This window comes from Prosthecodimorpha hirschii (genome assembly GCF_001305515.1).
Taxonomy (GTDB): Bacteria; Pseudomonadota; Alphaproteobacteria; order Rhizobiales; family Ancalomicrobiaceae; genus Prosthecodimorpha; species Prosthecodimorpha hirschii.
The window spans coordinates 4450202-4469918 of sequence record NZ_LJYW01000001.1 but is presented as its reverse complement, the minus strand read 5'-3'; the positions used below and the strand labels follow the sequence as shown (position 1 = coordinate 4469918).

20 protein-coding genes are annotated in these 19717 nt (G+C 69.7%); 17 read left to right on the top strand and 3 right to left on the bottom strand.

Translation table 11 applies throughout. The features are described from left to right. Nucleotides 1-2 precede the first annotated feature (2 nt). Nucleotides 3-683 (top strand): hypothetical protein, encoded by a 681-nt coding sequence (locus ABB55_RS30450; RefSeq protein WP_054360319.1) that lies wholly within the window; start codon nucleotides 3-5, stop codon nucleotides 681-683. 109 nt (nucleotides 684-792) lie between these two features. Here ABB55_RS30450 and ABB55_RS19635 read toward each other — a convergent pair whose 3' ends face one another. Further along, nucleotides 793-1722: a DUF6282 family protein gene (locus ABB55_RS19635; RefSeq protein ID WP_054360318.1), complete on the bottom strand. Its 930-nt coding sequence runs from the start codon at nucleotides 1720-1722 to the stop codon at nucleotides 793-795. Next, the gene (locus ABB55_RS19630; protein ID WP_054360317.1) at nucleotides 1719-2522 is read right to left on the bottom strand and encodes an HpcH/HpaI aldolase family protein; all 804 of its coding nucleotides are present in this window, start codon (nucleotides 2520-2522) and stop codon (nucleotides 1719-1721) included. Before ABB55_RS19630 ends, ABB55_RS19635 begins: the two co-directional genes overlap by 4 nt. Before the next feature lie 117 nt (nucleotides 2523-2639). Between ABB55_RS19630 and ABB55_RS19625 the strand changes: the two genes are divergently transcribed. From ABB55_RS19625 to ABB55_RS19590, 8 genes are all read left to right on the top strand, one after another. Further along, nucleotides 2640-3461: an IclR family transcriptional regulator gene (locus tag ABB55_RS19625; protein ID WP_054360316.1), complete on the top strand. Its 822-nt coding sequence runs from the start codon at nucleotides 2640-2642 to the stop codon at nucleotides 3459-3461. A gap of 78 nt (nucleotides 3462-3539) precedes the next feature. Next, a complete protein-coding gene (locus ABB55_RS19620; protein ID WP_054360315.1) occupies nucleotides 3540-4682 on the top strand; it encodes an ABC transporter substrate-binding protein in 1143 nt (380 codons plus the stop codon). A gap of 11 nt (nucleotides 4683-4693) precedes the next feature. Next, the gene (locus tag ABB55_RS19615; protein WP_054360314.1) at nucleotides 4694-5407 is read left to right on the top strand and encodes an ABC transporter ATP-binding protein; all 714 of its coding nucleotides are present in this window, start codon (nucleotides 4694-4696) and stop codon (nucleotides 5405-5407) included. Further along, nucleotides 5379-6386 carry a branched-chain amino acid ABC transporter permease gene (locus ABB55_RS19610; RefSeq protein WP_160321274.1) on the top strand — a complete coding sequence of 336 codons (1008 nt, stop codon included), beginning with the start codon at nucleotides 5379-5381 and terminating at the stop codon, nucleotides 6384-6386. Before ABB55_RS19615 ends, ABB55_RS19610 begins: the two co-directional genes overlap by 29 nt. Before the next feature lie 5 nt (nucleotides 6387-6391). Continuing rightward, nucleotides 6392-7189 (top strand): ABC transporter ATP-binding protein, encoded by a 798-nt coding sequence (locus ABB55_RS19605; RefSeq protein WP_054360312.1) that lies wholly within the window; start codon nucleotides 6392-6394, stop codon nucleotides 7187-7189. Beyond that, nucleotides 7182-8072, top strand: a complete 891-nt coding sequence (locus ABB55_RS19600) for a branched-chain amino acid ABC transporter permease (protein ID WP_160321273.1) — start codon at nucleotides 7182-7184, stop codon at nucleotides 8070-8072. The genes ABB55_RS19605 and ABB55_RS19600 overlap by 8 nt, the downstream gene beginning before the upstream one ends. Before the next feature lie 18 nt (nucleotides 8073-8090). Further along, nucleotides 8091-9017 carry a cupin domain-containing protein gene (locus ABB55_RS19595; protein ID WP_054360310.1) on the top strand — a complete coding sequence of 309 codons (927 nt, stop codon included), beginning with the start codon at nucleotides 8091-8093 and terminating at the stop codon, nucleotides 9015-9017. A gap of 140 nt (nucleotides 9018-9157) precedes the next feature. Then, nucleotides 9158-9871, top strand: a complete 714-nt coding sequence (locus ABB55_RS19590) for an NAD(P)H-dependent oxidoreductase (protein ID WP_083463772.1) — start codon at nucleotides 9158-9160, stop codon at nucleotides 9869-9871. A gap of 78 nt (nucleotides 9872-9949) precedes the next feature. Here ABB55_RS19590 and ABB55_RS19585 read toward each other — a convergent pair whose 3' ends face one another. Then, the gene (locus ABB55_RS19585) at nucleotides 9950-10375 is read right to left on the bottom strand and encodes a deoxycytidylate deaminase (RefSeq protein WP_054360309.1); all 426 of its coding nucleotides are present in this window, start codon (nucleotides 10373-10375) and stop codon (nucleotides 9950-9952) included. 286 nt (nucleotides 10376-10661) lie between these two features. Between ABB55_RS19585 and ABB55_RS19580 the strand changes: the two genes are divergently transcribed. From ABB55_RS19580 to ABB55_RS19545, 8 genes are all read left to right on the top strand, one after another. Further along, nucleotides 10662-11690 (top strand): ABC transporter substrate-binding protein, encoded by a 1029-nt coding sequence (locus ABB55_RS19580; RefSeq protein ID WP_244472078.1) that lies wholly within the window; start codon nucleotides 10662-10664, stop codon nucleotides 11688-11690. Between the two features lie 13 nt (nucleotides 11691-11703). Beyond that, nucleotides 11704-12477 carry an ABC transporter ATP-binding protein gene (locus ABB55_RS19575; RefSeq protein WP_083463771.1) on the top strand — a complete coding sequence of 258 codons (774 nt, stop codon included), beginning with the start codon at nucleotides 11704-11706 and terminating at the stop codon, nucleotides 12475-12477. Beyond that, on the top strand, nucleotides 12474-13313 hold the full coding sequence (locus tag ABB55_RS19570) for an ABC transporter permease (protein WP_054360306.1): 840 nt from the start codon (nucleotides 12474-12476) through the stop codon (nucleotides 13311-13313). Before ABB55_RS19575 ends, ABB55_RS19570 begins: the two co-directional genes overlap by 4 nt. A gap of 12 nt (nucleotides 13314-13325) precedes the next feature. Next, nucleotides 13326-14678, top strand: coding sequence for an FAD-dependent oxidoreductase (locus tag ABB55_RS19565; protein WP_054360305.1), 1353 nt, complete (start codon nucleotides 13326-13328; stop codon nucleotides 14676-14678). 2 nt (nucleotides 14679-14680) lie between these two features. Continuing rightward, nucleotides 14681-15841 (top strand): CaiB/BaiF CoA transferase family protein, encoded by a 1161-nt coding sequence (locus ABB55_RS19560; RefSeq protein WP_054360304.1) that lies wholly within the window; start codon nucleotides 14681-14683, stop codon nucleotides 15839-15841. Nucleotides 15842-15938: 97 nt separating this feature from the next. Further along, nucleotides 15939-16715 (top strand): enoyl-CoA hydratase-related protein, encoded by a 777-nt coding sequence (locus tag ABB55_RS19555; RefSeq protein ID WP_054360303.1) that lies wholly within the window; start codon nucleotides 15939-15941, stop codon nucleotides 16713-16715. 49 nt (nucleotides 16716-16764) lie between these two features. Beyond that, nucleotides 16765-17670 (top strand): LysR family transcriptional regulator, encoded by a 906-nt coding sequence (locus ABB55_RS19550; RefSeq protein WP_054360302.1) that lies wholly within the window; start codon nucleotides 16765-16767, stop codon nucleotides 17668-17670. 330 nt (nucleotides 17671-18000) lie between these two features. Then, nucleotides 18001-19284, top strand: coding sequence for an MFS transporter (locus tag ABB55_RS19545; RefSeq protein ID WP_152982112.1), 1284 nt, complete (start codon nucleotides 18001-18003; stop codon nucleotides 19282-19284). Nucleotides 19285-19717 lie beyond the last annotated feature (433 nt).

Sequence of the window (19717 nt, the reverse complement as noted above, 5' to 3'; positions counted from 1 at the left end):
ACATGGCATTGGCGGGCGGCGGCGCAATCTGCATCTGGAACGACATCACGCCGGAAGGCCGCGACGAGTTCTATGCCTGGCACCTGCATGAGCACATGCCGGAACGCGCCGCCATCCCGGGCTTCCGCCGCGGCCGGCGCTATGTCGGCCTCGATGCGGCGACCAGTCCGGAATTCTTCACCCTCTACGAGACCGAGACCGCCGAGGTGCAGACCAGCGCGCCCTATCTGGCCCGGCTCAACGCCCCGACCGAGTGGACCCGGCGCGCCACCAGCGCCTTCCGCAACACCGCGCGCGCGCTGTCGCGGGTCGAGGCGAGCCTCGGTCCGGGCGCAGGCGGCCTTCTCGGCACGATCCGCTTCGCCGTGGCGGAGGGGCGCGAGGCGGACGCCGCCGGCCTGATCGCCGACGAGGCGCTGCCGGCCGCCGCCGCGCTGCCGCAGGTGACCGGCGCGCATCTGTGCCGGACCGATCTCGGCGCCAGCGCGCTCAAGACCACCGAGAGCCGCGGCCGCGACGATATCGGCGCCGCGCCGTCCTGGGTGATCCTGGTCGAAGCCTGCAACGAGGCGCCGCTCGACCGGGCACTCGCCGATCTCGCCGCCGCGCTCGCCCCGGTGCTCGACGGCCCGGTTCTGATCGGCCGCTACCGCTTCGAATACGAGTGCCGCATCCCGGCGTGACCGGTCCGGCCGGATCGGCCCGCGCCGTCTTCCGGACGGCGGCGCGCAGCCGCACCAACCGATCGCGGCCCGGGGCCGGACTGCGACCGGGGCCGGACTGCGACCGCGCCTACGCCGCCGCCGGCAGGTCGGCCGCGATGCCGAGCACGCGGGCGGTGTTGAGCGAGAACATCTTGCGGATGTCGTCGTCCGAATAGCCGAAATCGATGCACAGCTTCATGCCGCGGCGCAGGCCGTCGATCGGATGGAAGGTGCCGACCTGGCCGAGATCCGAGCACATGATGGTGTTGTCGACGCCGGCGGCGTCGATGAACATCTTCAGATCCTGCTCGTCGCGCGACTTGAACTTGCAGCCCTCGAGGAACATGCACAGCGAATGCTCGACCATCGCCCCCATGGCGGCGATGCCGCGCACGTCGTTGGCGCTGCCGTCGACGATATCCTCCGGATGGGTCAGGATCAGCCGCTTGACGCCGCGCCGCTGCGCCTCCTCGAACACCGTCCAGGTCTCGGAGATGTGGATATGGCCGCTGGCGAGCGCCATGTCGGTGCGCGCGACCACGTCGAGGATCTCCTTGACGGCATCCGTCGGCTTGCCGTCGGCGCCCGTCACCGGAATGACCTCGGCATGGCGGATCTTGGTCGTCGAGGCCGGATGCGACCGGCCGGATGCGGCCTCCCAGCGGAAATGCTGCTCGGCGGTCAGGGTCGGCAGCCAGACGATCTTGCCGCCCATCGCGGCGGTATGCTCGACCGCGAAGGGGTTGAGCCCGCCGACGACGTTGTTGAGCACGATGCCGGAATAGACCTTGGTGGTCAGTTCCGGATTGTGCCGCGCGATCAGGGCCGCGGTCATCACGCCGGAATAGTCGTGGTCCTTGGTGACGATCGCCGCCATGCCGGCCTTCGAGCCGTCGCGGGCGAGATCGAGGTGGTCGAGCGCGCGCGGCGCGATCGACGGGCCGGTATGGACATGGGGGTCGATGGCACCGACCATGAGCCGGTCGATGCGGGCTTCGACGGTGTCGGCGGCGCTCATGCGGGTCTTCCTTCCTGATCGGTCGCCTTCAGGGGTTTGAAATCGGCCAGCACCTTGGCGGCCATCTGGCGCATCAGCCCCTGGTCGGACGCGACGATGAAGGCGGAGGCGCCGAGGCGGGCGAAATCGGCGGCTTCCGCCGCATTGGCGACCATCATGCAGATCGGCTTCTTCGCCCGCCCGGCGGCGGCGAGGATGCGTTCGGCCGCATCGCGCACCGCCGGCGCGTCCATGGCGGGGGCGCCGAGCGCGACCGTCAGGTCGCCGCGGCCGATGAAGGCGCCGTCGAGGCCCGGCACCGCCAGGATGGCGTCCAGGCAGTCGAGCGCTTCCGGATCCTCGATCATGGCGATGACCGTGACCTCGGCATCCTGCGCGTCGACATGCGGCCAGATGCCCCGGCCGCCATAGTCGCCGGCCCGCGGCGAATTGGAAAAGCCGCGCTTGCCGCCGCGATAGCGCGCGCAAGCCACCACCTCGCGCGCCCGCTCGGGGCTCGACACATGCGGCACCAGCACGCCGGCGGCGCCGTCGTCGAGCGCGCCCAGGATCTCGCCCTCGTGGGCGACCCGGACGATGCCGGCAATGCCGCCGGCCCGCGCGCCCATCAGGGTCCGGTCGACGCTGCCGCGATCGAACGGCGCATGCTCGACGTCGAGCACGACGAAATCCAGGCCGACCGAGCCGAGGATCTCGGCGGCATGGCCGGTCGGGGTCTTCAGGAACGTGCCGAGGAGAGTCTCGCCCGCCAGGAAGCGGCGGCGGAACTCGCGCGGCGATGGCCGCGACGCGCTTGACATGGCCGGATGATTCCTCCCAGAATGTTTCGTACAACGAAACGTCGTATCGATTTTCCCAGAAGGTGCGCCGGAGCCGGCAGGATTGTCAAGGCGCCGGGGCGTCGGAGCAGATGAGCCATGCCGAAGGTGACGGGCAAGAGCGAAGAGGGCGTGCAGGCCGTTGTGCTCGCCCTGCAGATCATCGAACGCGTGGTCGAGGAGGGGCGTCCGGTCGGCGTCACCGCCCTCGCCCAGGCGCTCGGAACCACCAAGAGCCGGATCCACCGGCACCTGCAGACCCTGGTCGGGCGGGGCTACCTGGCCCAGCAGACCGAGACCGAACGCTATCAGGTCGGCCCGCGGCTGGTCGGTCTCGCCCGCATGGTCGGCGACAATCTCGACCTCGTCGACATCGCCACGCCGGTGCTGCGCGACCTGCGCGACGCGCTCGGCCACTACAGCGTGCTGTCGCTGGTCGAGGAGGACGGCATTCGGGTGCAGACCGCGATCAACGGCCGCTCGCTGGTCGAGATCGGCGTGCGGCGCGGCTCCCTGCTGCCGTTTCATGCCTCCGCCCAGGGCAAGGTGGCACTTGCCTATGGCGACGAGATCCTGCGCCGCCGCATCCTGCGCTCCCGGCTCGACATGCTGACCCCGCACACCATCGTCAGCCCCGCCGCGCTCGAGCAGGAACTGGAACTGATCCGGCGGCAGGGCTGGGCGGGCGGGCCGAACGAGTCCCTGCTCGGATTGAATGCGCTGGCCGCACCGGTCTTCGACGCGACCGGCACGCTGGTCGCCACCGTCGGGATCGTCGATTCCATCCAGTTCCTGCCGGACCCGCCCTCCGACGATCAGGTGCGCGAGACCACGCGCGCCGCCGCCGCCGTCTCCGCCCTGCTCGGCCATCGCGGCGCACCGGCGATGCCCCGCCCGGCCGCGGAAGCCGCGGGCGCTTGACACTCCGGACCAAGTCGGGCAGCATTTCGATATTAGAACAGTGTTTCGAACAACGAAACACATAGGGAGGAACTACCGATGACCTCGCGTCTTGGCGCGGCCGTGATCGCGGCTGCCTTGCTGTCGTTCGTGCCCGGGGGAGCCGTCCAGGCTCAGGAGACCTACAAGATCGGCGCGGCGCTCGGCCTGACCGGCTATGCGGCGGCCTCCGATCGCGCGTGGCGCGACGGCCAGATGCTCGCCATCGAGGCGATCAACGCCAAGGGCGGCCTGCTCGGAAAGAAGATCGAATATATCGGCGAAGACAACCGGTCCGAACCGCAGGAAGCGGTCGTGGTCTACCGGAAGATGATGTCCAACGATAAGGTCAACATCTTCGCCAGCGGCTGCGTCTCGGCCGGCAACTTCGCCGCGGCCGGCGCCGTGATCCGCTCCGAGACCCCGATGGTGCTGTGCTCGATCCTGCCGCCGCGGCCGGAAGAGCAGAAATGGGCCTTCTCGATCCTGCCCCCGCCGCGCTTCGAGATGGAAGCCCGCTACGGCTGGCTCAAGGCCAACAGCCAGGTGCGCAAGATCGGCATCATGCACGACCCGACCCCCTATGCGCAGCTGATGAAGGACGTGGCGGTGAAGACCGCCCAGGACTCCGGCTTCGAGGTCGTCGCCGTCGAGACCTACAAGCCCGACGATGTCGACATGAGCGTTCAGATCGGCCGCATCAACGCCGCCGGCGGCGGCGCCATCATCAAGATGGGCCAGGGCGGCTCGACCGTGACGGTCGCCAAGAACATCAAGCAGCTCGGCCTCGATACCATGATCCTGATGGCCAGCCTCGACGACGGCGTGCCGCTGAAGGCCGCCGGCGAGGTGCTCGGCGAGCGCTTCATGTTCGTCGCCCCGCCCGTGCAGATCCCGTCCTCGATCCCCGACGGTGCCTTCCGCAAGGCGGCCGACACCTTCCTGACCGCCTGGCGCGAGAAGTATGGCGACCGCGACCCGAATGCCGGCGCGCGCGGCTGGGATTCGATCACCGTGATCGCCACCGCCGTCGAACTGGCCAAGAGCTATAACGGCCCGGCCGTCCGCGACGCCCTGGAGAAGCTGCCGCCGATCCAGGGGGCCTTCGCCAAGTTCAACTTCACCGCCACGCAGCATGTCGGGATCACCGAGAATCCCTACGTGGTCGGCGTGCTTCGCGACGGCCGGTTCCAGGTCAAGTGAGCCCGGCCGCGATGACCGGTACGCCCCTGATCGAACTCGTCGACCTGGCCGCCGCCTACGGCCAGGTCCAGGCCCTGAAGCCGACCAGCCTCACCGTCGCGGAAGGCGAGTTCGTCACCGTGCTCGGCCCCAACGGGGCCGGCAAGTCGACCATGCTGCGCGCCGCGATGCGGCTCACGCCGGCCTCCGGGCGGGTCCGCTTCCGCGGCCGGGACATCACCCGGCTGTCGACCCACGGCCGGGCCCGCGAGGGCATCATCCTGGTCCAGGAAGGGCGCGGCCTGTTCGGGCAGATGTCGGTGCGCGAGAATCTGATCCTCGGCGCCTACACGATCGCGGCCGGCGAAAGCGTCGAGGCACGGCTCGAAGAGGTGTTCCGGCTGTTTCCGCGCCTGAAGGAGCGCTTCGGCCAGACCGCCTCCTCGCTCTCCGGCGGCGAGCAGCAGATGCTCGCCATCGGCCGGGCGCTAATGGCCAAACCGAAACTCCTGATGCTCGACGAACCCTCGCTCGGCCTCGCCCCGCGCGTCGCCGCCGAAATCCTGGACACGCTCGGCACCTTGAACCGCGACGGCCTCGGCATCCTGCTCGTCGAGCAGAAGGCCCCGCAGGCGCTCCGGCTCGCCAAGCGCGTCTATGTCCTTTCGCTCGGCGGCATCGTCGCCGAACTGGCCGCCAGCGAAGTTGGATCGCATCATGATCTCTCGCGTTTCTACCTCCACTGACCGACCCTGGCGCGCCCTGCTGCCGGTCGCCGTCGTGCTCGGCGTGATGGCCTTCGGGCTGACCTCGTCGGGCTATGTGGTGACCGTGATCGGCTTCGCGGCGATCTACGGCATCTTCTGCACCGGGCTCAATTTCTTCATGGGCTATACCGGCCAGGCCTCGTTCGGGCAGAACGCCTTCGCCGCACTCGGCGGCTACGGCACGGCGATCCTGTGCGGCAACCACTATTGGGATCCGCTTGCCGCCTTCCTGGTCTCGATGGTCTTCGCCGGACTGGTCGCCTATCTGGTCGGCCTACCGACCTTGAAGCTGCGCGGCCACTATCTCGCCATGGCGACCTTCGCGCTCGGCCTGATCACCTACGAGATCAGCATCGAGTGGAACGGCCTGACCCAGGGCTACATGGGCATTTCCGGCATCCCGCCGCTCGGGGTGTGGAAGTTCGAACTGGCCAACGAGAAGCAGATGCTGGTCGCGCTGACGCTCCTGATGCTACTCGGCGTCTGGATCTCGGTGCGCCTGCGCGACAGCCGCTTCGGCCGGGCGTTGCGCGCCATCGCCGGATCGGAGCCCGCCGCCCGCGCGCTCGGCATCGATGTCGCCCGCTACAAGCTCGCCGCCTTCGTCATCGCCGCGCTCTACGCCTCCGCGGCCGGCTCGCTGTTCGCCCATTTCGTCGGCTTCATCAGCCCGGAAGTGTTCGGCGCCGCCATGGTGATCCAGAGCTTCACGATGCTGTTCCTCGGCGGCATCGGCACCACCTGGGGGCCGATCGTCGGCGCCATCATGGTGTTGATGCTGCCCGAATTCCTGCGCGGCCTGAAGGAACTGCAGGACGTGGTCTATTCCATGGCCCTGATCGCGCTCCTGATCTTCGCCCCGAAGGGGCTCGCCGGCCTCGGCAGCCTGTTCGCCCGCCGGCCGAAGGCCCCCGTCCCGACCCCGTCCGGCGCGCCCGCCCGGGCGATTGCGAAGTGACCGCCATGGCCCTGCTCTCCGTCAACGACCTGACCATGCGGTTCGGCGGCCTGGTGGCCAACGACCGGATCGGCTTCGATGTCGAGGAAGGCGCGATCTTCGCGGTGATCGGCCCGAACGGCGCCGGCAAGACCACGCTGTTCAACGCCATCTCGGGCGCGCTGACGCCGACCTCCGGCGAGGTCCGCTTCGACGGCCAGATCATCACCGGCCGCCCGCAGCATGCGGTGGCGGGCGCCGGACTGGTGCGCACCTACCAGCTGGTCCAGCTCTTCGCCGATCTCTCGGTCCGCGACAACGTCGCCGTCGGCTTCCACCGGGTCTCGCGCGGCGGCGTCTTCGCGGCCCTGTTCCGGCCCGGCTGGGCGCGGGCCCAGGAGGCGCATGTCGCCGAGAAGACCCGGGACCTGCTCGAATTCGTCGGCCTGTCCGGCGTCGCCGACATGCCCGCCGGCAAGCTGCCCTACGGCCAGCAGCGGCTGCTCGAAGTCGCCCGCGCGCTCGCCGCCGAGCCGCGCCTCCTGCTTCTCGACGAGCCCGCCGCCGGCCTCAACACCCAGGAGACCGCGGCGCTCGCCGACGTGATCGAGCGGATCAACGGCCGCGGCGTCACCGTGCTCCTGGTCGAGCACGACATGAGCCTCGTGATGAAGGTCGCCCGGCGCATCGTGGTGATCGATTTCGGACGCAAGATCGCCGAGGGCAGCCCCGCGGAGATCAAGGTCCACCCGGATGTTCTCGCCGCCTATCTGGGCGGCACGGAAGCCGTCGCGGATGACGGCGCGGAGCCCGCCCATGCCTGACGCCGTGCAATTCATCCAAAGCCTCGTCAACGGCGTCGGCGTCGGCCTCATCTACGGCCTGGTCGGCATCGGCTTCTGCGTCATCTACAATGCCAGCGGCATCGTCAATTTCGCGCAGGGCGTCTTCGTCATGCTCGGCGGCATGGCCTGCGAGGTGCTGCTGCGCAAGTTCCACCTGCCGCTGCCGATCGCCTTCCTGATCGCCGTGCCCTTCGTGGCCCTGGTCGGGCTCCTGATGGAGGTGCTGGTGGTCCGGCCGATGTGGAACCGCGGCTCGCCGCTCTTCGCCATCATCCTGGCGACGCTCGCCACCCAGATCATGATCGAGCGGATCACCATCCTGACCGTCGACGAGCAGCCGCACACCTTCCAGGAATTCACCCTCGGCGGGCCGCTCAAGATCGGCGCGATCGCGATCCCCTACCAGCTGTTCTGGATCGTCGGCTGCGGCGCGCTGATGGTCGGCCTGCTCTGGCTGTTCTTCACCCGCACCCGGGCCGGACGGGCGCTGCGCGCCTGCTCGCAGAACCGCGAGGCGGCGGCGCTGCTCGGCATCCCGGTCGGCGCGATGCTGCTGCTTTCCTTCGCGCTCTCCGCCGCGCTCGGCGCGGTCGCCGGCATCCTGGTCACGCCGATGCAGGCGATCGCCTTCAACAGCGGCACGCCGTTCGGCGTCTCCGGCTTCATCGCGGCGATCATCGGCGGCTTCGGCAATGCCGCAGGCGCGCTGGCCGGCGGCATCCTGCTCGGCGTGCTGCAGGCGGTGGCGATCGTGCTGCTCGGCGCCGGCTTCAAGAATGTCGCGGCGCTGACCGCCCTCCTCTTCGTGCTCTTCCTGTTCCCGTCCGGCCTCTTCGCCGGGCTGAAGCCGAAGGCGCACTGACCCCGCACGGAGCCCGCCATGTACGACAAGTCCGATCCCCGTTCCGCCCTGAACGCCCCGACGGCCACGCCGAAGCCGGCGCCGACCACCTTCGCGGGCGCCGAATACGGCCACTTCCATGCCGACGCGCCGCAGGTCGACGACGCCGACGGCCGCACCTGGCTGACCCGCGGCCAGAACTTCCTGGTCGCCTATACCGAGGCCCGCCCGGGCGCCGTCTTCTCCCGGATCGACCAGCCGGACGAATATGTCGCCCTGTTGCCGAACCGCGACACCGCCGCAACCGTCTCGGCCGGCTCCGACACGGTGTCGAGCGACGGCTATGCGCTGATCGTCGTGCCGCCCGGCGACAGCGCCGTAACACTGCCGGAAGGCGGCATCCTGGTGCGCATCTTCTCGACCGTGGCCGCCGATCTGGCCGCGGCGGCGAGCAATGCCGCCTCCTATGCCGACCAGCATCCCAACGTGCCGGCCTTCGAGCCCTGGCCGGAGCCGGCCGGCGGCTACCGCCTGCGCGCCTATTCGCTCGACGTGCCCGACGAGCCCGGCCGCTTCGGCCGCATCTGGCGCACCACCAACCTGATGGTCAATTTCCTGCCGCCGCAGCTCGGCCCGCGCGACATCCACAAGCTGTCGCCGCACTATCACGACGATTTCGAGCAGGGCTCGCTGGCGCTGGAAGGCAGTTTCACCCACCACCTGCGCTGGCCCTGGACCTTCGACATGACCCAGTGGCGCGCCGACGAGCACGCGCTCTGCCCGGCCCCGTCGCTGTGCGTGATCCCGCCGCCGGCGATCCACACCTCGCGCGGCATGGAGCCGGGCGTGAACCAGCTCGTCGACATCTTCTCGCCGCCGCGCATCGACTTCTCGCTGAAGCCCGGCTGGGTCCTGAATGCCGACGACTATCCGATGCCGGCCCCGGCGGCCGCCGCCGCCGAATAAAAAGGCCGTTCGGCGGTCGCCGCCGAATAGAAGGCCGTCCGGCCGCCGCCGAACAACCGGACGCCGGCCGCCCGACACCCGAACGATCCGCCCAGACCCGGCCGGCCATCCGGCCGGTCTCCCCTTCGGCCGGAGGCCGCATGCACGTCCTGATCGTCCACGCCCATCCGGAACCGCAGAGCTTCAACGCCGCCCTGACCGCGGCCGCCGTGACGGCGATCCGGGCCGCCGGCCATACGGCCGAGGTGTCCGATCTCTTCGCCGAGCGCTTCGATCCGGTCGCCGGCCGGCACGACTTCACCACCGTGGCCGATCCGGACCGCTTCCACTACCAGCGCGAACAGGAACATGCCGCCCGCCACGGCGGCTTCTCGCCCGAGATCGCCCGCGAGCAGGAGCGCGTCCGCCGCGCCGACCTGCTCGTGCTGCAGTTCCCGCTCTGGTGGGGCGGCATGCCGGCGATCCTGAAAGGCTGGTGCGAGCGCGTGCTCGCCTATGGCTTCGCCTATGTCGACGGCCGGCGTTTCGACAGCGGCCTGTTCAAAGGCCGCCGCGCGCTCTTCTCGGTGACCACCGGCGGCACGCCGGAGCGCTTCTCGCCGGAGGGCGTCTACGGCCCGATCGGCACCGTGCTCTATCCGGTCGAGCGGCTGCTCCTGCAGTATATGGGCTATGAGGTGATGGAGCCCTTCGTCGCCTATGCGGCGCCGCGCGTCAGCCCGGAGGAGCGGGCCGCCTATCTCGCCGCCTGGCAGGCGCGCCTCGTCGAAGCCGTCGCCTCGGCGCCGGCCGCCCCGCCGCTCGAAGACGCTCTCGCCTCGATCGGCGCCGCCGCCTGGGCGCGTTCCGGCTGAGCGGCCGCCGTCCCTTCTATCCGCCCACCATCACATCTGCCCACCGTCACATCCGCCCGCCATTACATCCGCCCATCCTCACAGGAAGGCCAGTTCGACCCCGCCCTCCTCCAGGATGACGCGCGAGCGCAGGAAGGCCGTGCCCCAGACGGGGTCCTCCAGCGCCGGCTCGGGCGTGACCAGCCGGACGATGCCGGTCTGCACGATCGCCCGCGCGCAGTCGATGCACGGAAAGAAGCTCGTCGCCAGCGTCGCCCCGTCGAGCGCCCGTCCGGCCCGGGCGGCGGCATAGACCGCATTGCGCTCGGCATGCTCGATCCAGACGAAACGGCCGTCGCCCTCGTGCCGCCAGTCGAGATCGGCGACCCCGGCCGGAAAGGTGTTGCAGGCCGCGATCGGCTCGCCGCCGTCACACAGAAACACCGCCGCCCCGACCTGCCGCACCCGGTTCGGGCTCCCCCCGGCGGCGCGCTGCGCCAGCGCCATCAACTCCGTATCGTTCATGCAAATTTCCCCCGTGATCCATCCAGGATCGCGACCCGACCTGTCGTGCGTCAAGGCCCGCGGGCCGCGTCGGTGATCACCCGCACGCTGCCCATTCCCGCGCCAATGCGCTTGGCTTCGGCCCGCGGGTCCGCGCAAACATGCGACAGCTGGCTCGAAAATGGTCGCGTGCGGAATTTACGCACGCATCTTTCGAAACTTGGTTCTATCGCGCACACCCCTTCGGTGTTTCACTTCTGTGACGGAAGCCGGACGCAGCCGTCCTGAACCTGAGGGGGCCCCTGCCGTGACACGCATCGATCGACGCCAGATGTTGAAGGGGGCCGGCGCCATTGCTGCCGGCGCGGCCGGTTTCGGACCGCTTCTGACCATCGAGAGCCATGCCCAGGCTAAGCCGACCGTGAACCTCCAGCTCGGCTGGCTCCTCTCCGGCAACCAGATCGGCGAAGTCTGCGCCAAGGCGCTCGGCTACTACGAGGCCGAGGGGCTGGACCTGAAGTTCCAACCGGGCGGCCCGAACATCGACGGCGTCGCGGTCGTCGCGGCCGGGCGCTTCGAGGTCGGCCAGGTCTCGTCGAGCCCGTCGCTGATGCTCGCCGCCTCGCAGGACATCCCGATCAAGTGCTTCGCCACCGGCGCGCAGGTGCATCCCTACACCTTCTTCTCGCTGAAGAAGAATCCGGTGAAGGAGCCGAAGGACCTGATCGGCAAGAAGGTCGGCATCCAGGCGACCGGCGTCATCCTGCTGCGCGCGCTGCTCGCCAAGAACAAGATCGCCGAGAAGGACGTGACCATCGTCACGATCGGCGCCGACATGGCGCCGCTGCTGACCGGCCAAGTCGACGTGGTCACCGGCTGGCTGACCAACACCACGGCGCTGAAGGTGCTCGGCGACCAGCGCGTCGAGATGCGCCTGTGGGATACCGGCGTGCGCCTCTATGCCCTGCCCTACTACGCCACCGCCGAGACTATCGCCAAGCGGCCCGAGGTGCTGGCCAAGTTCCTGACCGCCTCCGCGCGCGGCTGGACCTATGCCCGCGACAACCAGGAGAAGGCGGTCGACTTCCTGGTCAAGGAATTCCCCAATCTGGTCCGCGCCGACGAGATCGATGCGGTCAAGATCATGCTGCAATATGCCTTCGGCGAGAAGACCAAGACCGAGGGCTTCGGCACCATGGACCCGGCCGTCTGGCAGGAGCAGATCGCGCTCTATGCCGAGCTCGGCCAGTTCACCAAGCGCGTCCCGAAGCTGGAGGAGGTCGTCACCATGGACATCCTCAAGGCGACGGCCGACGCCCGCATCAAGCTCGGCTGACGGGTCCGACAGGATGAGCGCGCCCGCCGTCGACTGTCGGGGCATCTCGGTCCGCTTCATGAGTGAGCGGCGCACCGTGACCGCCCTCGAGGACGTGTCCTTCTCGGTCGAGCCGGGTGGGTTCACCAGCCTGCTCGGCCCCTCCGGCTGCGGCAAGTCCACACTGCTGCGGGTCGTCGCGGACCTGATCGCCCCCTCGGAAGGGCACATCTCAGTGCTCGGCACCTCCCCGGCCGAGGCCCGGCGCGGGCGATCGCTCGGCTTCGTGTTCCAGGATGCGGCCCTGCTGCCCTGGCGCACGGCGCTGCAGAATGTCGAACTGCCGCTCGAAGTCGGCGGCCGGCGGGCGCTTCCCGCCGGTGCCGCAACCCCGAAGGAACTGCTGGCGCTGGTCGGCCTGTCCGGCTGGGAGAACAGCTATCCGCACGAACTCTCGGGCGGCATGCGCCAGCGCGTCTCGATCGCCCGGGCGCTCCTCGGCGGCCCGCGCCTTCTCCTGATGGACGAGCCCTTCGGCGCGCTCGACGAATTCACCCGCGACCGCCTCAATGCGGAACTGCGCCGCATCTGGGCGGAGACCGGCACCACCATCCTGTTCGTGACCCATTCGGTCTACGAGGCGGTTTTTCTCGCCGACCAGGTCCTGGTGCTCGCCGCCAATCCCGGCCGCGTCGCCGCGCTCCAGCCGATCGAATTGCCGCGCAATCGCGAACTCGCCGTGCGCGATACGGCCGAATTCGTTGCGATCGCCGCGCGTCTGCGCGCCCAGCTCGGGAGCACCCATTGAACGCCGCGCCCGACACCGTCCGTTTCGAGGCCCGCGCCGCCGCCGTGGCGGCCGCCGAGGCCGCCTACCGGCGCGGGCTCGCCCGCACGCGCCTGAAGCGCCGGCTCTTGCCGGCCCTCGGCATCGCCGCCCTGATCGGGGTCTGGGCGCTGCTGGTCTACGTCCTCAAGGTGCCGACCTTCGTGGCACCGTCGCCCTATCTGGTCGCCACCACGCTGGTCGCCAAGTTCGACGTGTTGATGGTCAACCTGCTGCCGACCGCGATCGAGTCGATTTCCGGGTTCCTGCTCGGCAATCTGGCCGCGATCATCATCGCCACCGTCTTCGTGCATTCGAAATCGGCCGAACAGGCCTTCTTCCCCGTCGTCGTGCTGATCAACACCATCCCGGTCGTCGCCAAGGCGCCGATCCTGGTGCTGCTGCTCGGCAACGGCATGGAGCCGAAGATCGCCATCGCGGCGCTGATCTGCTTCTTCCCGACGCTCGTGAACATGGTGCGCGGCCTGGAATCGGTGAACCCGCAGTCGCTCGAATTGATGAAGGTCCTGTCGGCCTCGAATACCGAGATCTTCTTCAAGCTGCGCCTGCTCAACGCCGTGCCGTATCTCTTCTCGGCCCTGAAGATCGCCGCCTCGACGGCCGTGATCGGCGCCATCGTCGGCGAGTGGATCGGCTCGACCACCGGCATCGGCGCGCTGATCATCCAGTCGACCTACAATTTCGACAGCGCGATGCTCTACGCCACCGTGATCGTCGGGTCCGTCTTCTCGGTTCTGTTCTTCCTCGCCATCACGCTTGCCGAGCGCCTCGCCGTGCGCTGGCAGCCCGCAGCCTGACCGGAGACCATCATGCAGTCTCTTGATTTCATTCCCGAAACTCCCGGCAACGTGCCGGTCGTGCGCCGCTCCGACGTGGTCGTGGTCGGCGGCGGCCCGGCCGGCTTCTCGGCCGCCATCGCGGCGCGCCGCGAGGGCTGCTCGGTCACGCTGATCGAGCGCTATCCCTATCTCGGCGGCCTCGCCTCCGGCGGCATGGTGCTCGTGCTCGACGACATGAACAACGGCCAGGAGGTCACCGTCACGGGCCTGTGCATGGAGATGATCGAGCGCATGGCCCGGGTCGGCGCCTGCGTCTACCCGCCCGAGGAGGACCGCCGTCAGGGCTGGGACACCTATCGGCGCTGGGCCTCCTGGGGCCTGTTCGATTTCCGCACCGACACCAAGCCGAACGCCATCGTGATGGCCGCCGCCTTCGACCCGGACGGCTGGAAGCGCGTCTCCAACGACATGATCGCCGAGAGCGGCGTCGACGTGCGGCTGCATTCCTGGTTCTCCAGCGCCATCGTCCGCGACGGCCGCATCCGCGGCGTGATCTGCGAGACCAAGGCCGGCCGCCAGGCGATCCTCGGCGACGTGATCATCGACACCTCGGGCGATCTCGACGTGGCCGCCTCGGCCGGCGCCAAGTTCACGGACGGCGCCTATATGGTCACCACCGTGTTCCGCCTCGGCGGCGTCGATGCCGACGAGGCCGAGCGCTTCCGCTATGAATCGCCTGAGGAATTCGCCCGCATCGACAAGCAGGCGCGCCGCGTCGTCGGCGGTTCGTGGGAGCGCTGGTGGCTCAGGACGCCGCTGCCGGGCGTGGTCTGGTGCAATTGCCCGCACATGACCGGGCTCGACGCGCTCAAGGTCGAGGACCAGACGCGCGCCGATTTCGAGGGCCGCAACCGCATCTATGCGCTGGTCGATTTCGTCCGCGCCAACATGCCGGGCTTCGAGAAGGCCCATGTCATCGACGTGGCGCCGCAGCTCGGCGTCCGTCAGACGCGCCTGCTCGAAGGCGAATATGTCGTCACCAAGGACGACGTGAACCACCGCGTCCATTTCCACGACACGGTGGCGCGCGGCCGCGACTACTACACCCCCTATCGCGCCCTGCTGCCGAAGGAGGTCGACGGCCTGCTGGTCGCCGGCCGGCACTATTCGGCGACCGAATCCGCCCAGAAGCTGTCGCGCGAGATCCCGCCCTGCATGTCGATGGGCCAGTCGGCCGGCGTCGCCGCGGCGCTCGCCGTCTCGGGCGGGCTCAACCTGCGCAAGGTCGATCCGGCGGCGATCTGCGCCCGCGTCCGCGCCCAGGGCGGCGATCCGGGCGACATCCCCTCGGCCAATGCGCGCATCATGGAGACGGCCGCGTGAGCATGCCCGACGATCTTCCGCTCTCCGGCATCCGTGTCATCGACTTCACGCAAGTCATGATGGGACCGGTCGCGACCCAGATGCTGGCCGACTACGGCGCCGACGTGATCAAGATCGAGAAGCCGGGCACGGGCGATCTGTCCCGCACCGCCTTCCCGAACGATCCGGCCGGCCTGCTCGGTCCGGTCTACTGCTCGCTCAACCGCAACAAGCGCTCGATCGTGCTCGACACCCGCAGCCCGGAGGGCCGCGAGGCGGTGCTGCGGCTGGTCGCGACCGCCGACGTGGTCGTCAACAACTTCCGCGCCGGCGTGATGGAACGGCTCGGCTTCGGCTACGAGGCGCTGGCCAAGCTCAATCCGCGGCTGATCTATGCGGTCGGCACAGGCTTCGGACTGACCGGACCCTATGCCCACAAGGGCGGCCAGGACGTGCTGGCCCAGGCCATGTCGGGCGTGATGCACCGGCGCGCCGACCCGCATCTGCCGCTCGCCATCCATTCGACCACCTTCGCCGACTATTCGGCCGGCATGCATCTGGTGCAGGGCGTCCTGCTGGCGCTCCTGCAGCGCGCCAAGACCGGCCGCGGCCAGCGGATCAGCGTCTCCCTGCTCGATTCCATGCTGGCCGCGCAGACCCAGGAGGCCGCCGCCCACATGATGCGCGGGCGCGAGGTGAACTGGGGCGCGATGCCGCTGTCCGGCGTCTTCCCGACCCGCGACGGCGCCGTGGTGCTGGTCGGCGCGTTCAAGGCCAACCCGCTCGCCGACATCTCCAAGGCCCTGGAAATCGACGATCTTTCGACCGATCCGCGCTTCGCCGCCCATGCCGACCAGGTCGCCAACAAGCCGGCGCTGCATGCGATCTTCCGGGAGCGCTTCGCCGCCGAGACGACCGCCCACTGGCTCGACCGGCTGGAGGCGCAGGACCTTCTGTGCGCGCCGGTGCGCTCGCTCGCCGAGGCGCTCGACGACGAGCAGACCGCCATCAACGGGATGGTGCTGGAGGTCGACGGCGAGAAGGAGCGCGTCCGCGTGGTCGGCTCGCCGGTCCACATGGAGGCCGCGCCGGTGACCATCCGCATACCCCCGGCCGATCTCGGCCGGCACACCGCCGAGGTCCTCGCCGAGATCGGCCTCGGCGCCGCGCGCGCGGCCGAGTAGGCAACCGGTCGCCGGACGATAGTCGACCGGTCGCCGGCCGATTGCAATTTTCCCGGTGCCGTTCGAATCCGTTCGACGGATCTTCGAAGGAACATGCATGCCGATCCATTTCGAGGTCACCGACCATGTCGCCCGCGTCACCATCGACCGGCCGGAGGTGCTGAACGCGATCGACGCCGCCTCCGAGCGGGAGCTGGACCGCATCTGGTCCGCGATCGAGGCCGACCGCGACGTGCGCGCCGTGGTGCTGACCGGGGCCGGCGAGCGGGCCTTCTCGACCGGCGCCGACATGAAGGGCGGCAGCGGCGCCTCCGGGCTCGAATACTGGGCGATGGCGCGGCCGAACGGCTTCGGCGGCATCGCGCTGCGCCAGAGCCTCGACGTGCCGGTGATCGCCCGGGTCAACGGCCATGCCGCCGGCGGCGGCTTCGAGATGGTGCTCGGCTGCGACATCGTCGTCGCCGCCGAGGAGGCGACCTTCTCGCTGCCCGAGGCGCGGGTCGGCCGGCTGCCGCTCGACGGCGGCATGACGCTCCTGCAGCGCCAGATCCCGTTCCGCGCCGCCATGGGGCTGATGCTGACCGGCCGCCGGATCAAGGCGCCGGAGGCGCTGACGCTCGGCATCGTCAACGAGGTCGCGCCGCGCGCCGAACTCGATGCGGCGGTCGACCGCTGGCTCGCCGACATCCTCGCCTGCGCGCCGCTCTCGGTGCGCGCCATCAAGCAGGTGGTGCGGCGCTCCGCCCATCTCTCGGCCACCGAGGCGCAGGCGCTGCGGCTGCCGGCCCTGGTCGAGGCGCTGCAATCGGAGGATTCCAGCGAGGGCGTGCGCGCCTTCGTCGAAAAGCGCAAACCGGTCTGGAAGGGGCGCTGAACTTGCCCTCAAATGGGGCGGCCGCCACCGCCCCGGGACCCGTCCGCCGATGCTGCATGCCGCCGCGCTCTACTATTTCCGGGAGGTGACGCGGGTCGGCTCGGTGCGCAAGGCCGCCGCCGCCCTCAACGTCGCGGCGAGCGCGCTCAACCGGCAGATCCTGAACCTGGAGGCCGATCTCGGCACGCCGCTGTTCGACCGGCTGCCCTCGGGCATGCGCCTGACGGTCGCCGGCGAATTGCTGCTGCGCCACGTCACCGACACGCTGCACGACTTCGACCGCGTCCGCGGCGCCATCGACGACCTCAAGGCCGCCCGCTCCGGCCATATCGGCATCGCGGCGGTGGATTCGCTGCTGGTCGACTTCCTGCCCCGCGCCATCGACCGCTTCCGGGTCGACTTCCCGGCCGTGACCTATTCGGTACTGGCGGTGCAGCCGCCCGAAGTCACCGCCATGGTGTCGAGCGGCGAGATCGACATCGGCTTCACCTTCGTCGGCCACCTGCCCGCCTCGCTGCGCTACCTGACCGAAGTCTCCGCCCCGATCGGCGTCGTCATGCGCGCCGACCACCCGCTCGCCTCGCGCCTGTCGGTCGATTTCGAGGAGGTGACGCGCTACCCGATCCTGACCCAGTCGGGTCCCCTGCCGCGCGGCGCCGACGTCGACGCGGCCTTCGCCACCTTCAAGAGCCAGCTGAAGCCGAAGATCCAGTCGAACTCCATCCAGATGCTGAAGCTCGCCATCACGCTGAATATGGGGCTCGCCTTCTTCACCCGGCTCGGCTTCCTGCACGAGATCGAGCAGGGCGACATCGCCTGGCGCCCCCTCAACTCTCCCGCCATCAACACCCTGAAGCTCGGCCTGGTCGTGCCGAGCCAGCGCGACCTGTCCCCGCCCGCCAGCCAGCTCGCCCGCCGTCTCGCCGAGGACCTGAACAAGCTCGCCGCGGTGTGAGGCGGCGCCGGCGCCATCGGGTCGGCCGGCACCGGCACGCCGCCCGCCCCCGCCCGAGGGCCCGATCTGAGGGCCCTATCTCAGGACCCGATCTGAGGAACCGACGGCCGGCGTCAGCCGAACCGCCCGGAGCCTGTCCCGCCGAGAGCGAAGCGATCCGACCGGGACAGGCTCAAGCCATCGCCTCCGGCGCATTTCCCGATCGATCGGATGATTCCATCCGATCGGGACAGGCGCCGGCGGTCCCTCATTGCCACATCGCCACCATGCCGCCAGCGGGGTGGTCGGGCAGATGGTTAGGTGCGACACAAACCGCCGGGACGCAGAACCATGGCTGTGTCGGGGCGGGTCGAGACGGGACGCGACATGCAGGGCATCTGGGCCAACCGCGAATTCCGCTTCTATCTCGCCTCGGTAACGGTGCAGCGCTTTGCCGCCTCCGCGCTTCTCGTGCTGCTCGGCTATCAGGTCTATGCGCTGCGCAAGGAGCCGCTCGATCTGGCCGCGCTCGGCCTCGCCGAGGCCCTGCCGGGCATCACCCTGGTGCTCTATGGCGGGCATCTCGCCGATATCCTGAACCGGCGCCGGATCGTGATCGTCTGCGCGGCCGCCCTCGCCCTGCTGGCGGCCGGGCTGGCGCTGGCCTCGGCGACGGGGCCGACGCTCGGCTTCCTGCTCGCGGTCGCGGTCGCGGCCGCCTCGGTCAAGGCCTTCCAGACCCCGGCGACGACCGGGCTGGAGGCGCAGGTGCTGCCGGTCGAGCAGATCTTTGCCGGCATTCCGTATATCGCGATGGCCAACCGCTCCGCCGACATCGTCGGTCCGGTCGCGATGGGCTTCGTCTGGGCCGCCGCCGGCCCCGCCGCCGCCTATGCGATCCTGGCCGGCCTGTTCGCCCTGGTGCTCGGCGCCGTCTCGTTCGGCATCGCGCCGAAGCCGACGCCGGAGAAGCCCGCCCAGCCGGTCGGCGCCGTCACGGCGATCCGCGAGGGCATCGCCTTCGTGTTCGGCAACCAGGTGCTGGTCGGCTCGATGGCGCTCGATCTCTTCGCCGTGTTCTTCGGCGGCGCGGCGGCGCTGCTGCCGGTCTTCGCCACCGACATCCTTCACGTCGGCCCGACCGGCTTCGGGCTCCTGCGCGCCGCCGCCGCGGCCGGCTCGCTGACCGCCGCGCTGGCGGCGACCCGCTTCCTGCCCAAGGCCCATGCCGGCCTGGCGCTGCATGCCATCATCGCCGGCTTCGGGCTCTCGATGATCGTGTTCGGCCTGTCGGAGAGCTTCCTCCTGTCGCTCGCCGCCCTGTTCGCCTCGGGCCTCTGCGACGGCATGAGCGTGGTCATCCGCCAGTCGATCGTGCGGCTCGCCTCGCCCGAGCACCTGCGCGGCCGCATCGCCGCCGTCCGGATGGTGTTCATCGGCTCGTCCAACGAACTCGGCGCCGTCGAGAGCGGCCTCGCCGCCGCCTGGCTCGGCCCGGCCCGCGCCGTCTGGGCCGGCGGCGTCGTCACCCTCGCGGTGGTCGCCGCCGTCTCCCGCACCGCCCCCCGCCTGGTCGCCCTCGACCTCAACACCTTCGGCCGCAACGCCGCCCCGGTGACGCCCGCCCGCGCCTGACGGGGGAGGTCGGACGCCGCCTGCCCTTGACAGGGGGCGAAAGATCGTGGGTCTGATTCCCCCGATCCCCCAACGCGTTATCCCCTTCTCCCCTTGCGGGAGAAGGTGCCCGAAGGGCGGATGAGGGGTTGCAATGCCGCGGCAACGACGGATTGTCCGGTCCCGCTCGGACCGCGAATCCAGCGGAAGACCGCCCTATCCACCCCCTCATCCGCCCTTCGGGCACCTTCTCCCCCCTGCAGGGGGCGAAGGGAAAAAACCGGGAGATCGGGCAGGCAGAAGCCCGCGCGCATTCCGTTCTCCCGGCGCCATCCCCTTCTCCACCTTGACAGGGGGCGAAGGGGAAGGGACCGAGAGATCGTGGGGCTGATTCCCCCGATCCTTCAACGCGTTATCCCCTTCTCCCCTTGCGGGAGAAGGTGCCCGAAGGGCG

Excerpts from the sequence above, each read along its gene's own strand:
- ABB55_RS19625 (WP_054360316.1), top strand. The coding sequence starts at position 2,640 with ATGCCGAAGGTGACGGGCAAGAGCGAAGAGGGCGTGCAGGCCGTTGTG.
- ABB55_RS19610 (WP_160321274.1), top strand. The coding sequence starts at position 5,379 with ATGATCTCTCGCGTTTCTACCTCCACTGACCGACCCTGGCGCGCCCTG.
- ABB55_RS19600 (WP_160321273.1), top strand. The coding sequence starts at position 7,182 with ATGCCTGACGCCGTGCAATTCATCCAAAGCCTCGTCAACGGCGTCGGC.
- ABB55_RS19605 (WP_054360312.1), top strand. The coding sequence starts at position 6,392 with ATGGCCCTGCTCTCCGTCAACGACCTGACCATGCGGTTCGGCGGCCTG.
- ABB55_RS19545 (WP_152982112.1), top strand. The coding sequence starts at position 18,001 with ATGGCTGTGTCGGGGCGGGTCGAGACGGGACGCGACATGCAGGGCATC.
- ABB55_RS19590 (WP_083463772.1), top strand. The coding sequence starts at position 9,158 with ATGCACGTCCTGATCGTCCACGCCCATCCGGAACCGCAGAGCTTCAAC.
- ABB55_RS19630 (WP_054360317.1), bottom strand. The coding sequence starts at position 2,522 with ATGTCAAGCGCGTCGCGGCCATCGCCGCGCGAGTTCCGCCGCCGCTTC.
- ABB55_RS19615 (WP_054360314.1), top strand. The coding sequence starts at position 4,694 with ATGACCGGTACGCCCCTGATCGAACTCGTCGACCTGGCCGCCGCCTAC.
- ABB55_RS19585 (WP_054360309.1), bottom strand. The coding sequence starts at position 10,375 with ATGAACGATACGGAGTTGATGGCGCTGGCGCAGCGCGCCGCCGGGGGG.
- ABB55_RS19620 (WP_054360315.1), top strand. The coding sequence starts at position 3,540 with ATGACCTCGCGTCTTGGCGCGGCCGTGATCGCGGCTGCCTTGCTGTCG.
- ABB55_RS19635 (WP_054360318.1), bottom strand. The coding sequence starts at position 1,722 with ATGAGCGCCGCCGACACCGTCGAAGCCCGCATCGACCGGCTCATGGTC.
- ABB55_RS30450 (WP_054360319.1), top strand. The coding sequence starts at position 3 with ATGGCATTGGCGGGCGGCGGCGCAATCTGCATCTGGAACGACATCACG.
- ABB55_RS19555 (WP_054360303.1), top strand. The coding sequence starts at position 15,939 with ATGCCGATCCATTTCGAGGTCACCGACCATGTCGCCCGCGTCACCATC.
- ABB55_RS19560 (WP_054360304.1), top strand. The coding sequence starts at position 14,681 with ATGCCCGACGATCTTCCGCTCTCCGGCATCCGTGTCATCGACTTCACG.
- ABB55_RS19550 (WP_054360302.1), top strand. The coding sequence starts at position 16,765 with ATGCTGCATGCCGCCGCGCTCTACTATTTCCGGGAGGTGACGCGGGTC.
- ABB55_RS19575 (WP_083463771.1), top strand. The coding sequence starts at position 11,704 with ATGAGCGCGCCCGCCGTCGACTGTCGGGGCATCTCGGTCCGCTTCATG.
- ABB55_RS19595 (WP_054360310.1), top strand. The coding sequence starts at position 8,091 with ATGTACGACAAGTCCGATCCCCGTTCCGCCCTGAACGCCCCGACGGCC.
- ABB55_RS19565 (WP_054360305.1), top strand. The coding sequence starts at position 13,326 with ATGCAGTCTCTTGATTTCATTCCCGAAACTCCCGGCAACGTGCCGGTC.